This is a genomic window from Sinorhizobium psoraleae (genome assembly GCF_013283645.1).
Taxonomy (GTDB): Bacteria; Pseudomonadota; Alphaproteobacteria; order Rhizobiales; family Rhizobiaceae; genus Sinorhizobium; species Sinorhizobium psoraleae.
In genome coordinates this window covers 285,097-297,877 of record NZ_JABEKV010000004.1, presented here as the reverse complement: position 1 = coordinate 297,877, position 12,781 = coordinate 285,097, and the positions used below count along the sequence as shown (strand labels likewise).

The 12,781-nt window shown below is 61.2% G+C and carries 15 protein-coding genes; 2 read left to right on the top strand and 13 right to left on the bottom strand.

Annotated features, from left to right (window positions below; translation table 11 throughout):
• Positions 1–49: 49 nt before the first annotated feature.
• Positions 50–382, bottom strand: coding sequence for a preprotein translocase subunit YajC (yajC, locus tag ILFOPFJJ_RS22400; RefSeq protein WP_153442401.1), 333 nt, complete (start codon positions 380–382; stop codon positions 50–52).
• A gap of 307 nt (positions 383–689) precedes the next feature.
• On the opposite strand from yajC, the gene ILFOPFJJ_RS22395 reads away from it, so the two are divergent.
• Positions 690–1,565 (top strand): ATP-binding protein, encoded by an 876-nt coding sequence (locus ILFOPFJJ_RS22395; RefSeq protein WP_173512764.1) that lies wholly within the window; start codon positions 690–692, stop codon positions 1,563–1,565.
• Positions 1,566–1,638: 73 nt separating this feature from the next.
• Here ILFOPFJJ_RS22395 and ILFOPFJJ_RS22390 read toward each other — a convergent pair whose 3' ends face one another.
• Entirely contained in the window at positions 1,639–3,015 is a 1,377-nt protein-coding gene (locus tag ILFOPFJJ_RS22390) for a peptidoglycan DD-metalloendopeptidase family protein (RefSeq protein ID WP_246299734.1), read from the bottom strand.
• Positions 3,016–3,028: 13 nt separating this feature from the next.
• Between ILFOPFJJ_RS22390 and ILFOPFJJ_RS35165 the strand changes: the two genes are divergently transcribed.
• On the top strand, positions 3,029–3,223 hold the full coding sequence (locus ILFOPFJJ_RS35165; RefSeq protein WP_246299733.1) for a hypothetical protein: 195 nt from the start codon (positions 3,029–3,031) through the stop codon (positions 3,221–3,223).
• A 108-nt stretch (positions 3,224–3,331) separates the two neighbouring features.
• Here the strand turns inward: ILFOPFJJ_RS35165 and ILFOPFJJ_RS22385 are convergent, their stop codons facing one another.
• The 11 genes from ILFOPFJJ_RS22385 to nagZ form a co-directional block, all read right to left on the bottom strand.
• Complete coding sequence (locus ILFOPFJJ_RS22385; protein ID WP_173512762.1) at positions 3,332–3,982, bottom strand: biotin biosynthesis protein BioC; 651 nt, start codon at positions 3,980–3,982, stop codon at positions 3,332–3,334.
• 252 nt (positions 3,983–4,234) lie between these two features.
• Complete coding sequence (locus ILFOPFJJ_RS22380) at positions 4,235–4,888, bottom strand: protein-L-isoaspartate(D-aspartate) O-methyltransferase (protein ID WP_173512761.1); 654 nt, start codon at positions 4,886–4,888, stop codon at positions 4,235–4,237.
• Positions 4,885–5,655 (bottom strand): 5'/3'-nucleotidase SurE, encoded by a 771-nt coding sequence (gene surE, locus ILFOPFJJ_RS22375; protein ID WP_173512760.1) that lies wholly within the window; start codon positions 5,653–5,655, stop codon positions 4,885–4,887. The genes ILFOPFJJ_RS22380 and surE overlap by 4 nt, the downstream gene beginning before the upstream one ends.
• A 25-nt stretch (positions 5,656–5,680) precedes the next feature.
• Complete coding sequence (serS, locus tag ILFOPFJJ_RS22370; protein ID WP_173512759.1) at positions 5,681–6,964, bottom strand: serine--tRNA ligase; 1,284 nt, start codon at positions 6,962–6,964, stop codon at positions 5,681–5,683.
• A gap of 146 nt (positions 6,965–7,110) precedes the next feature.
• A complete protein-coding gene (tatC, locus tag ILFOPFJJ_RS22365) occupies positions 7,111–7,953 on the bottom strand; it encodes a twin-arginine translocase subunit TatC (protein WP_173512758.1) in 843 nt (280 codons plus the stop codon).
• Positions 7,950–8,555: a Sec-independent protein translocase protein TatB gene (tatB, locus tag ILFOPFJJ_RS22360; RefSeq protein WP_173512757.1), complete on the bottom strand. Its 606-nt coding sequence runs from the start codon at positions 8,553–8,555 to the stop codon at positions 7,950–7,952. The genes tatC and tatB overlap by 4 nt, the downstream gene beginning before the upstream one ends.
• Positions 8,556–8,626: 71 nt before the next feature.
• On the bottom strand, positions 8,627–8,833 hold the full coding sequence (locus ILFOPFJJ_RS22355; protein WP_173512756.1) for a twin-arginine translocase TatA/TatE family subunit: 207 nt from the start codon (positions 8,831–8,833) through the stop codon (positions 8,627–8,629).
• 91 nt (positions 8,834–8,924) lie between these two features.
• Entirely contained in the window at positions 8,925–10,034 is a 1,110-nt protein-coding gene (locus tag ILFOPFJJ_RS22350; RefSeq protein WP_173512755.1) for an ABC transporter ATP-binding protein, read from the bottom strand.
• Between the two features lie 81 nt (positions 10,035–10,115).
• On the bottom strand, positions 10,116–10,844 hold the full coding sequence (gene scpB / locus ILFOPFJJ_RS22345) for an SMC-Scp complex subunit ScpB (protein WP_173512754.1): 729 nt from the start codon (positions 10,842–10,844) through the stop codon (positions 10,116–10,118).
• Complete coding sequence (locus ILFOPFJJ_RS22340; protein WP_173513324.1) at positions 10,837–11,655, bottom strand: segregation and condensation protein A; 819 nt, start codon at positions 11,653–11,655, stop codon at positions 10,837–10,839. The genes scpB and ILFOPFJJ_RS22340 overlap by 8 nt, the downstream gene beginning before the upstream one ends.
• Positions 11,656–11,730: 75 nt before the next feature.
• Positions 11,731–12,747 carry a beta-N-acetylhexosaminidase gene (gene nagZ, locus ILFOPFJJ_RS22335; RefSeq protein WP_173512753.1) on the bottom strand — a complete coding sequence of 339 codons (1,017 nt, stop codon included), beginning with the start codon at positions 12,745–12,747 and terminating at the stop codon, positions 11,731–11,733.
• Positions 12,748–12,781: the final 34 nt, after the last annotated feature.

Here is a 12,781-nt window from a genome sequence, read left to right as displayed (position 1 = left end):
CTCTAAATGCTCCATTCGCCGGCTCTGCCGGTTGCGGTTCGTGCCCGAGTTATTCCTTGACCGGTTCGCCCTTCACGCGAACCTCGGAGACCCCGCTGCGGACGACGCGAACCTTGATGCCGTCGGCGATCTCGACCTCGAGTTCCGCATCATCAACCACCTTCGTGACCTTGCCAACGATGCCGCCGCCGGTAACGACCTGATCACCGCGGCGAATGTTCTTCAGCAACTCCTCGCGACGCTTCATCTGCGCGCGCTGCGGGCGGATGATCAGGAAATACATGACAACAAAGATCAGGAGGAAAGGCAGAATAGACATCAAAATGTCTGCACCGCCCGCGCTCGGGGCACCAGTCTGCGCAAAAGCTTCGGTAATGAACATCGATCACTCCTTAAGTTCAAATTGCGCGGATCCCCCCGCGCGAAATCCGCCGGAATATAGGGATGCGACGCCGCGACGCAAATCGGCCGCCCCTATCCGTTTCTCCTGCCTCTGACACAAATTCCGCGGGAGGAGAACCCCCCGAGCACTCGCGCCTGGCCTTTTCCAGCGCAAACCGTCGTGCTACCGGAAAAAAGCTGCCGCGCGGCTTTGTCTACGGATAATTTCAGCAGACCAAACCTGCGGCATTTCAAGGAATTACAGATGCACGAAGCGCCAAGCGCCGCGCGGTACCGGAGACAAGCAGATGCAGGAAAACAAGATCGATGTTCTGATCAACGAGATGCAGAAGCTTTCGGCGGCTATCGAGCGGATCGCGGGACCGGCGCCTGCCGTGAACGATTGGAGCCAGGCGGAATGCTTCGTCTGGGCGCCGGCCAATCGCCATCTGCAGCCGGTGGCGAAGCCGAACCGAATCGACCTCGCGCTCATTACGGGCGTCGACCACGTGCGCGACATCCTTTTCGACAACACACTTCGTTTCGCCGAGGGCTATCCTGCGAACAACGTGCTTCTTTGGGGCGCGCGCGGCATGGGCAAGTCTTCGCTGGTCAAGGCGGTCCATGCACGAGTCGCACACGAAACCGGCAGTGCATTGAAGCTTGTCGAAGTGCACCGGGAAGACATCGCAAGCCTGCCGGTTCTGATGGAAATCCTTAAAGCGGCGCCGATGCCGGTCATCGTTTTCTGCGACGATCTTTCCTTCGACCATGACGATACGTCTTACAAGTCGCTGAAAGCGGTTCTCGACGGCGGCGTTGAAGGCCGCCCCGCCAACGTTCTGCTCTACGCAACCTCAAACCGCCGGCACCTGCTGCCTCGCAACATGATGGAAAACGAGCAATCGACAGCGATAAATCCATCGGAGGCGGTTGAGGAGAAGGTCTCGCTGTCGGACCGTTTCGGCCTCTGGCTAGGCTTCTACAAGTGCAGCCAGGATGATTATCTGGCGATGGTCGACGGATACGCCCGCTACTACGACCTGCAGGTCGAACGGGAGACGCTGCATGCGGACGCGCTGGAATGGGCAACGACGCGGGGATCGAGATCCGGCCGCGTCGCTTGGCAGTTCATTCAGGATCTGGCCGGCCGTCTCCGCCTGCAACTCGGCGATCCCGCATAATTTCGGAGGCACAACTCTTTGAAATCACGCCATTCCGGACGGAAAACCGTTAGACACTTTTCCTGGAATTGCTCTATTCGAGATAGGTCGCCGGGTTCACCGGGGTAGCGTTCTTGCGCACCTCGAAATGCACCTGCGGCTGGGTCGCCTTGCCGGTCATGCCCGAGGCAGCGAGTGTCTGGCCGCGCTGCACCTTCTGTCCGCGCTGCACCTTGAGCTCGGAGGCATTGCCGTAGACCGTAACAGTGCCGTCGTCGTGGCGGACCAGAACGGCATTGCCCAGTTCCTTCAGACTGCTGCCGGAATAGATGACCACACCATTTTCGGCCGCCTTGATCGGCGTTCCTTCGGGCGCAGAGATGTTGATGCCGTCATTGCGGTTGCCGTCGACATTCGCACCGTATCCGGCAACGACCGCGCCGCGCACCGGCCAACGATATTTGCTGATGCCGGTCGACTTCGGCAGGTCCTCGTCGATATCCGACTTGATCGCGACTTCCGAAACGCTCTCCTTGGCGACCGGCGGCTTGTATTCGGCAGGCTTGCCCTGCTCGAGCGAAGCGACCTTGGTCTCTGCCTTCTTGGTCGGCACCGAAGCCGTCGCCAGCGCATCCGTCGCCGCGGGAGCCGCGCCCGGCATCTTCAGCTTCTGGCCGATGCGTATCCCCTCGGCCGTTAGGCCGTTCGCCTGCTTCAAGGCGCTGACGGAGACACCGTTCGCCTTGGCAATACGGTTCAACGAGTCGCCCGGCTTCACCGTGTAGAGGCCGTCACCGCCGCTGCCTTCTCCCTTGGACGCAAGCTTGCCTGCGGCAACATCGCTGCGGCTTTCGCTCTTCTCACGCGTCTGCGATTGGCCGGGAAGGATTGCCGCCTCGCGTTTTTCCGTCGGCAACGGCGACGGCCGTTTGTTACCGCCATCGAGATCGGGGATCGAGCTGGAGGCGGCCGCCTTCGCAGCGCTGCTCGCAACACCGAATGTCGGGATCACAAGGCGCTGGCCGGTTTCTACCTGACCTGCCGACTTCAAGCCATTCGCCTTCAGGATCTCTCTCTCCGGCACTCCGAAACGCTTGGCGAGGGTGGCGACCGTATCGCCCGGACGAACCATGACCGACGGTGCGTTCTGGGTGCCCCAACCACCTTTGCCTGCCGTCTCCCTTGCCGTCGCAGACAGAGTCTCGGCCTTGGCGACAGCCACCGGCTGCGCCTGCCGTTCGGCGGGAAGCGCCTGCGGTTGCGACCGCGGAGCAGCCACGGACGGGTCCGCCAGCACGGTACGTTGAACACTCATCGGCGTTGAGGCGACGCGCGCGCTGGAAACGGGAGCCGGTGCATAAACGGTGTTCTGGCTGGCCACCGGATACGGCTGACCGAAAGTCGCGCCGCCCCCACCAGACGGAGCCGCCGCAAGCTGGCCGGCCGCAACATCGCCCCGCGGGACCAGCATGGTATTTTGCGGGATGGAACTGGTCGTTATATCGTCAGATCTTGAAAAAAGTCCGCTGAAGCGGCTGACATCCGAGCTGCAACCGGTGGCAGCGCCTGCCAGCAAGATCGCCGCACACAGGCGGATCGTGGACTTCCCTGCACTGGGAGATACAAATTTACGCATGACGCTTACCCACTCCGAACGCAACTCGCTGTGGAATGATTAAAGCGCATTAGAGTTACCGGCCGGTTAAGGACGGCACCCAATTTGACGAAACGCTAACCATAGCCGCCACGTCCTTCCTTGCCTGGCAAGGGAAAGGCATGCACCCGGCTTAAAAGAGCTCGGAATAGAGCCGCTCGATCTCAGACACGGTTCTCGGCTCAGGCGGTTGATCTTCGTAACTGATATTGGATTTGTCCCAATCAAACGGACCGCCTCCTGTCCGAGAAGACGAGCGCGGGATTTCGGGCTGGGCGACCTTATCCTCATCCAGGAAAACGCTGACCAGGGTTTGGAAATTGGCCTCCACATCGAGGCCGCTTTCAGCGTCGTATTCAAGCGACCGCAAACCGGCGACAGCCGCCTCGCGTGTCCCGAAATAGCGCAGGCTGTGCTGATCCTCTGGACGGAGACTGTCGTAGTACTCGATGAAGGCTCTGTAATAAGCCTTGTAGTCGCCGGTCTCGGCGAACCTCCCGAAGGCTTGATATTCGCGTGACGCCAGCTGCGGTGAGAGCTTGTTGTCCCATTCCTCCCTGGTGAGAGGCGGCAATCGCTCCGGCGATTTTTTCGTGCGGCTGAGATAGAGGAGGGCATCGACCGACAGCGAGATGCGCGGTGTCGGATCGAAGAAGCCCGCTTGCGAGACTTGCGTTCCGCTCTCGTCCTTGCTCCCGGCAACGACCTGGCCGGCCGGACGTCCAGCGAGGTTGCCCAAGCCGTCGCCGGCCGTTGCCGCAGTCAACCTGTTCGCAATCTGCATCCGCCGTCTCCGTCATTTGCACGAGCAAAACGAAAAACGCAGAACACGCGCATACCGCGCCCAAAATCCGTCGTGCCTTTCTGGCCTATGGCGACAAGCTTGCGCCGGGCTGGATTCCGTTAAGAATCCATTAACCGTCTGTTTGGGGAAAGCCGGAGATACAATTCGGCAGTGGCAACTTACAGCACCAGGCGTCCTTTCAGACGCACAATGCTCGCTGCACTTTGAATTCCTGAAGATCGCAAGTGCGCGTCAGAGGAATGATGCAAGCTGCGGCACGATCGGAAGGTACGGGGCGTCGAACAGGTCCTCGCGATCGAACCGGCTGCCGGTGCGGTTGACGCGAACGATCCGGCATAGCGTTTCGCTCATCATGATCGGGACCAGCAAGGTTCCGCCGGAGACGAGATGATCGGAGAACATGCGAGGCAGGCTGTTGAATGCGGTCGTGATCAGGATGCGGTCAAACGTGCCCTCGCCCGGGACGCCTGCGCTGCCATCGGCCTGCCTGACGACGACGTTGCGAATGCCGGCCTTTTCCAGGTTTTTCTGCGCCGAACCCACCAGTGTCTGATATCGATCGATCGTCAATACGCGCTCGGCGATACGCCCCATCACGCCCGCCGTGAAACCGCTGCCGGTGCCGACCTCGAGAATGCGCTGCCCCGGCTTGATGTTCAGGCAATGCAACAGCCGCACGGCGAAATCATAGCCTTCCATGAACGACCCGCAATCGAGCGGTATCAATCGTTGGGAATAGGCCTCGGCCTGGTATTGCGGCGGAGCAAAATGGCTGCGTGGCGTCTGTTCCACCGCCTTCAGCAGATCGTGATTCGCAATTCCTTCGCCGCGCAGTCGCAGCACCATCGCTGCAAATCCCTCCTGCTGGGAAACGCGTCCGTTCAAGCGACAGTCCCTTCTCGCAATGCGCGCGCTATACGATCCTGGACGGTATAGTCGGTCAAATCCAGTTTAAGCGGGGTTACCGAGATCTTGTTCTCGCGCAAAGCGTGAATGTCGGTTCCGTCACGAAAATCGCCGGCGCGCTCGCCGAAGCGCAGCCAGAAATACGGAAAACCGCGGCCGTCGGTGCGCTCGTCGATGGTGAGCCCGAACTCAAGCTTGCCTTGCGAGGTGACTTCCACCCCCGCGACGGCTTCGGCGGCGCAATTCGGAAAGTTCAGGTTGATGAGCGTACCAACCGGCAACTCGACGTCCAGCAAAGTGCGGATCAATGCCGGCGCGTGGGTCTCTGCCACGTCCCACGGAACGTCCCTGCCGAGCGTGTGCTGGTAGGCCTGACTGAGCGCGATCGACCGGATTCCCTGAAGCGTACCTTCGATGGCGCCGGCCACCGTGCCGGAATAGGTAACGTCATCCGCAAGGTTGGCGCCGACATTGACGCCCGAAAGGACCAGATCCGGCTTGCCGTCGAGAAGCTTCTTGGCCGCCATGATCACACAATCCGTCGGCGTTCCCCTCAGGGCAAAGCGCCTTTCCGAGACCTGGCGCAGACGCAGAGGTTCGGAAAGCGTCAGCGAATGGGCAAGGCCGCTTTGGTCCACTTCCGGCGCGACCACCCATACGTCATCCGAAATTGTCCTCGCGATCCGTTCCAGCACCGAAAGTCCTTCGGCATGGATGCCGTCATCGTTCGTCAGCAGGATCCGCATTCCGGTTCTCTTCCGCTTCTCGCGCTCAGGCTGTTTTCTCGATGCGCCGTTGACCGCCCATGTAGGGAACAAGGACGTCCGGCACCGCGACGGAGCCGTCCTCGTTCAGATAATTCTCGAGAACGGCTATTAGCGCGCGCCCGACGGCAACGCCCGAACCGTTCAACGTGTGAACGAATCTCGTTCCCTTCTCCTCTTTCGTGCGGTAGCGCGCGTTCATGCGGCGTGCCTGGAAATCGCCGCAGACCGAGCAGGACGAGATTTCGCGGTAGGTATCCTGACCCGGCAGCCAGACCTCAAGGTCATAGGTCTTGCGCGCACCGAAGCCCATGTCACCGGTCGAGAGTGTCATGACCCGATAGTGCAGCCCCAGGCGCTTCAACACCTCCTCGGCGCAGGCGGTCATACGCTCATGTTCGTCGACGGAGCTTCCCGCATCGGTGATCGAGACCAGCTCGACCTTGTTGAACTGATGCTGACGCAGCATGCCGCGGGTATCGCGTCCAGCGGAACCGGCCTCCGAACGGAAGCTCGGCGTCAAGGCGGTAAAGCGCAGCGGCAGCTTCTCTCCGTCGAGAATCTGCTCGCGAACCATATTCGTCAGCGGAACTTCCGCCGTCGGGATCAGCCAACGTTCGTCCGTGGTGCGGAAGAGGTCTTCCGCAAACTTCGGCAGCTGCCCGGTGCCGTACATCGCATCGTCACGGACGAGCAGCGGCGGCTGCACCTCGATATATCCGTGCTCCTGCGTGTGCAGGTCGAGCATGAACTGGCCGAGCGCCCGTTCGAGGCGGGCGAGTTGCCCCTTCAGGATCGTGAAGCGCGAGCCGGCAATCCGCGCGGCACCTTCGAAATCCATGAGCCCCAACGCCTCGCCAATTTCGAAATGCTCAAGCGGCTTGTGATTCCAGGTCGGCTTCGCGCCGACAACCCGCGTCACAACGTTGGCCGCCTCGTCGGCACCGACCGGGACATCTTCGAGCGGGATATTGGGAATGCGCGAGAGTGCATCCGAAAGCTCAGCATCTATGCTACGGCTTTCCTCTTCCAGGGGCGGCATGGAATTCTTGAGCTCGGCGACCTCCGCTTTGAGCCTTTCCGCCAGTTCGCCGTTCTTCTGCGCCATCGCCGCGCCGATCTCCTTGGAGGCGGCGTTGCGGCGCGACTGCATGTCCTGCAGCGATTGAAGAATTGACCGGCGGCGCTCATCCAGCGCAATCAACGACGCAGACAACGGCTCCGCGCCCCGTTTCGCCAGGGCATCGTCGAGCACGTCGGCATTCTCACGGATCCATTTGATATCGAGCATAATCGTTCCACGCGTTGGTTGCCCCATGCTCCTCAAACCGGCTTCGATCCAAGGAATCATGCAGCGGATTCAAAGTGCTACAGCGGCCTTTGCGCGTCCGAACAGGCGCGCGGCGCTGCAGGTCACGGCGCGAGAACGTCAGACAGTCAGCCCTTCGCGGGTCCGGTCGTCTCGGAGGAACTTTCCTGCGAAGAGGCGATCTCGCTTGCGAGTGCGTCTCTCGCGCGCTGTCTTTCGACGAGTCGCGCCGTATAGATGGAAATTTCGTAGAGAAGGATGGCTGGCAGTGCAAGACCGATCTGGGAAACCGGGTCGGGCGGCGTCAAAACGGCCGCGACGACAAAGGCGATGACGATCGCATATTTGCGCTTCTCGGCGAGCCCCTGAGCCGTGACGAAACCGACGCGCGCAAGCAGCGTCGTAACCACGGGCAACTGGAAAACCAGGCCGAAGGCGAACACCAGCGACATGATCAGGCTCAGATATTCCGACACCTTCGGCAGGAGCTGGATCGCCACCTGCCCTTCGCCGCCGCCCTGCTCCATGGCGAGGAAGAACCACATGACCATCGGCGTGAAGAAGAAATAGACCAGCGCGCCCCCGAGGAGAAACAGGACCGGCGAAGCGATCAGGAACGGCAGGAAGGCTGCGCGTTCGTTCTTATAAAGACCGGGCGCGACGAACTTGTAGACCTGCGAGGCGATCACCGGGAAGGCGATCACCAAAGCGCCGAACATCGCAACCTTGATCTGGGTGAAGAAGAACTCCTGCGGAGCAGTGTAGATGAGCTCGACGTTCCGATGGCTGAGGCCGGCCCAGCTCACCGCCCATTTGAACGGCAGGACGAGGAAGTTGAACAGCTGCTTGGCAAAATAGAAGCAGACGAGAAAGGCGACGAAAAATGCGCCGACCGCCCACATCAGCCTTGTGCGCAACTCGACGAGATGCTCGATCAGCGGCTGCGGCCGGTCCTCGATATCGCCGCTCATGCGTCACCTTTCTTGCGCGAAGCCGTGCGCGCCTTCTGCGTCTTGGTCTCGGCCTGCCCGGTTGCCGCTGCCTTTTTTGCCGGTGCCCTGGTCGCGGTTTTCTTTGCCGTTGCGGCGACAGGCTTCTTGGCCGGCGCGGCTTTGGCCTTGACGGCGCTCTTCGCCTTCTTCTCTTCTATCTTCGGCTCGCTTGCAGCCGCCGGAACTTCGGCGGGCTTCGCCACGGCCTCCACGGGAGCTTCGGCTTTCGCCGGTTCGGCCGCAGGCTGCTCCGGTGCCGGTTGCGCCGGCTTATCGGGCGTCGTCGCCTTCTGCAGATCGGACTTGATCTCGTTTCCGAGCTGGCGCAACGGATTCATGGCGTCCCGCAACGCCGCGGTCGGATTGAGACTTTGCGCATCGCTGATCGTCTTGCGCACTTCATCGAGATCCGCCTCGCGCAAGGCCTCGTCAAATTGATGGCGGAAGTCCGCGGCCATCCCGCGCAACTTCGTCGTCATCCGACCGAAGGCCCGCAGCATTGGCGGCAGATCCTTCGGCCCAACGACGACAATCAAGACGATTGCGATAACAACAAGCTCGGTCCAGCCGATATCAAGCATCCAACGTGCCCTACAACCCGTGACGCGGTCGACCGGGCATGTATCCGCCCGGTCTCGCCAGCTTCTGCTCGTTAGCGGACTTCGTCAGACTTGTGCTCGACGGTCTTGCCGTCGATCGTCTTGTCGGTCGGAGCGGTGTCGTCTTCGCCCATGCCCTTCTTGAAGCTCTTGATGCCCTTGGCCACATCACCCATCAGTTCCGGGATCTTGCCGCGGCCGAACAGCAGCAGGATCACCACCAGGACGATCAGCCAATGCCAGATGCTAAAGGAACCCATGCACTTACTCCCTAGGGCCTCGTTCAACCACAGCCCATTACGTTGTCAATTTTCAGGCGTGCCGTCGGCAAGCCCTCGTTCTCGACGGACCCTAAGATGTCGAGACGTCTTTTTCAAACAGCAATATGTCGCGCTCGTTAACGGAAAGCGTGACATCACGCAATCCTTGCGGCAACAGATCGGCGCGGATACGTGCCCGCACTGTACGCTCGAATTGCGGCACAGCAAGCTCCAACAGTTCGACAACGCCCAGAAAGCGTCTCGACAGGATGCGCGCGGGGATGTCGCCGCCCTCCTCCTTGAGGTGAACGCCGGAGAGCCTGACCGCGACGCTCAAGGGCTGCCCCTCCTTGTATTGTCCCGCGGGCACGGCTCCGAGCGGCGTTTCGACGCGGCCGCCCCGCACACGCGCGTCAAAGACATTTATCTCGGAAAAGAACCCGGCCGCAAAAAGATCGCGCGGCTTCCGATAGAGCTCGTCCGCCGTGCCGACCTGAACCAGGCGCCCGTCCTTCAAGAGGGCGATCCTGTCCGCCATGCGCATAGCCTCTTCCGCATCGTGGGTCACGACGATCGCCGTTGCGCGCGTCTCGCGCAGAATGGCGAGCGTATCCGCGCGGATCGAATCCTTCAGGCGAGAGTCGAGCCCCGAAAAAGGTTCGTCCATCAGCAATACCGCCGGACGCGGCGCAAGCGCTCGGGCAAGCGCCACGCGCTGCTGTTCGCCGCCCGAGAGCACATGTGGGTAGCGGTCGGCATAATGCAATAGGCCGACGCGTTCCAGCGCCGCATCCGCCTGCACCAATGCCTCCTTCTTCGGCAAGGCCGTCAACCCGAAGCAGACATTGTCGCGGATCGTCATGTGGGGGAAAAGGGCGAAATCCTGGAACATCAGCCCCACACCGCGCTTTTCCGGCGGGAGAAAGACGGATGGGCCGGAGATTTCCTGGCCGTTCAGGAGGAGACGGCCGCCGGTCTGCATCTCGATGCCGGCCGCAATGCGAAGCAATGTCGTCTTGCCCGATCCCGAAGGACCGAGCAAACAAAGCACTTCTCCGGCTTTCGCCGTGAGCGAGACACCCTTGATCGTTTCCTTGGAATGATAGCGGTGGCTGATATTCTCGAATGCCAGGCTCGCCGCGAACGACACCCCGGACCGTCGCGTTGCCATGACGGCCCCGTTGTGTGGGTCTGAAACCATGCTCAGTCATTCCTCGAACCGACGGCTTCGCGGCAAAATGCCCGTGCCCGGATCTAAAGCCGATATTCCTAGTCAGGATTTTTAATCGTCTTCTTCAGCCTTCGGTGTCAAGAGGCCGAGTTCTTCGAGGTCCATTTGCGTGATGGGATCCTCGTTCTCGGGGAGCTCATCCTCGCCGGCGGGAACCGGAATGTGCAGGTTCGAGGGAACGCGCCCGGACAGGAGACCGGCCCCCTTCAATTCTTCGATACCGGGAAGATCGCGAATTTCCTCCAGGCCGAACTGATCGAGGAAATCCCGCGTCGTCCCGAAAGTGACAGGCCGTCCCGGAGTCCGCCTGCGTCCACGAAAGCGCACCCAGCCGGCCTCCATGAGAACGTCGAGCGTTCCCTTCGATGTCTGTACGCCGCGTATGTCCTCGATTTCCGCGCGCGTGACCGGCTGATGATAAGCGATGATCGCCAGCACCTCGAGGGCTGCCCGCGACAGTTTCTTGACCTCCTGTTCGTCCGTCTGAACGACGAAGGAGAGATCGGCGGCCGTACGGAAGGCCCAGTGGTCTGCGACCTGGACGAGATTGACACCGCGCGGGGCGTAATGTGCCTTCAGCCGCGACATGATCCGCCCGACGTCGGCACCGCGGGGAAGCCGGCTCGCGATGTAGGTTTCGGAAACAGGCTGAGCCGATGCGAAGACCAGCGCCTCAGCGATCCGTTCGGCTTCCCGCTCTAGCCTGGGATCGAGGGTAACCGCTTCGTGCTCCATCTCTTCGTCGGGCATCCCCGGCAAGTACTTCTGCGCTTCAGCCACGCGCTGCCTCCATTTCCGCCAGGGTTGCCGCATCGATCGGCTTTGGTCCACGCCGTAAATAGATGGGCGCGAAGGCACCCTCCTGCCGTATCTCCAGCCTTCCCTCGCGAACCATTTCGAGTGACGCGGCAAAGGAGCTCGCGATCGCCGTTGCGCGTTCTTTCGGGCTCGTCATGTAGCGGAGGAGAAAATGATCAAGCGCCGTCCAATCGTCGAGATTGCCGATCATCCGCGCCAGGATCAGGCGCGCATCGGACAGCGACCAGACGTGGCGCTTCTCGATCGTCACCTGCGTTATCGCCTGGCGCTGCCTGAGGCTCGCGTAAGCGGTCAGCAGATCATAGAGGGACGCGTCGTAACCCGATCTCTTTTCGGCGACGATATGTTCTGGCGCCCCGCGGGGGAAAACATCGCGGCCGAGGCGATTCCTGTTGACGAGCCTTGTCGCTGCATCGCGCATGGCTTCAAGGCGTTTCAGCCGAAACGCCAGTGCCGAGGCCATCTCCTCGCCGGAAGGACCTTCATCCTTGGCCTGTTGCGGAAGCAGCAGGCGGGACTTGAGATAGGCAAGCCACGCGGCCATGACGAGGTAGTCGGCCGCGAGCTCTATGCGGATCGAACGGACGCGCTCGATGAAGGCTATGTATTGTTCCGCGAGCGCCAGCACCGAGATGCGCGAAAGATCGACGCGTTGACTGCGCGCGAGATGGAGAAGCAGGTCCAACGGGCCTTCGAAACCGGAGAGGTCGACGACGAGGGCTTCCTCATGCAATCCGCGATCGGCAGCCTCCTCCTGCCACAACGGCTCCATCGGTGCCTTTGCTCCAGGTTGGCGCTGCCATTCACCCGTATTGCTCACCAACTCGCCTTTCCGCCGCTTTCTCGCCTAAGCCAGGGCGAACATCGCGTTGAACTCCGTCCTCAATGCTTCCTGGTCCGCATCGTCCGGCTTCCCGAAGGCCGCCTGCGCAGCTCTCGCCCGACGCAGCCGATCGCCCGACAGAACCGGAACCACATCCGCAACGGCCCTCATTTCTTCCATTATGCCATGACAATGCAAGACGAGATCAAGGCCCGCGCCAATAATCCCGCGGGCGCGAGCGGCCATATCCCCGGCAAGCGCATTCATCGAAACATCGTCCGACATCAAGAGCCCGTCGAAACCGATATGGCCGCGAATGATTTCGCGCACGACCTTTGGCGAGGTCGTGGCCGGATTGTCGGGATCGATCGCGGTAAAGACCATATGCGCCGACATGGCCATGACTTCGTCCTTCATGGCGATGAAGGGCAGGAAATCGCTTCGCTGCAACTCCTCGATACCGGCTTCCACAACGGGCAGATTGTGGTGCGAATCCACGAACGTGCGGCCATGGCCCGGCATGTGCTTCATCACCGGCAGCATGCCGCCCGCCTTCAACCCCTCGCTCATTGCGCGGCCGATCGCGGTCACCGTCTCCGGATCGTGGCCATAGGCTCTGTTGCCGATGACATCATGGCTGCCAGGCACGGGTACATCGAGAACCGGCAGGCAATCGACCGTGATCCCGAACCGCATCAGATCAAAGGCATGGAGACGTCCCATAAGCCACGCGGCGCGCAAGCCCTGCTCCGGGTCCCGGCGATATATCTCACCGATGGCGGCACCGCTCGGGTATTGCTGAACCAGCGGCGGGCGGATGCGCTGGACGCGACCGCCCTCCTGATCGATCAGCACCGGGGCATTCGGATTGCCGATGCTGTCGCGCAACTGAGCGACAAGATCGGAGATCTGATTTTCCTCGCCGATGTTGCGGCCGAAGAGGATGAAGCCCCATGGGCGCTCGCCGTCGAAGAACCTCCGCTCTTCTTCGGTCAGGGAAAGGCCTTTGCAGCCGGAAATAAATGCTTTTGATTCGCTCATCCCAGAATCATAGTGCGCGCACCGTTCGGCGCGA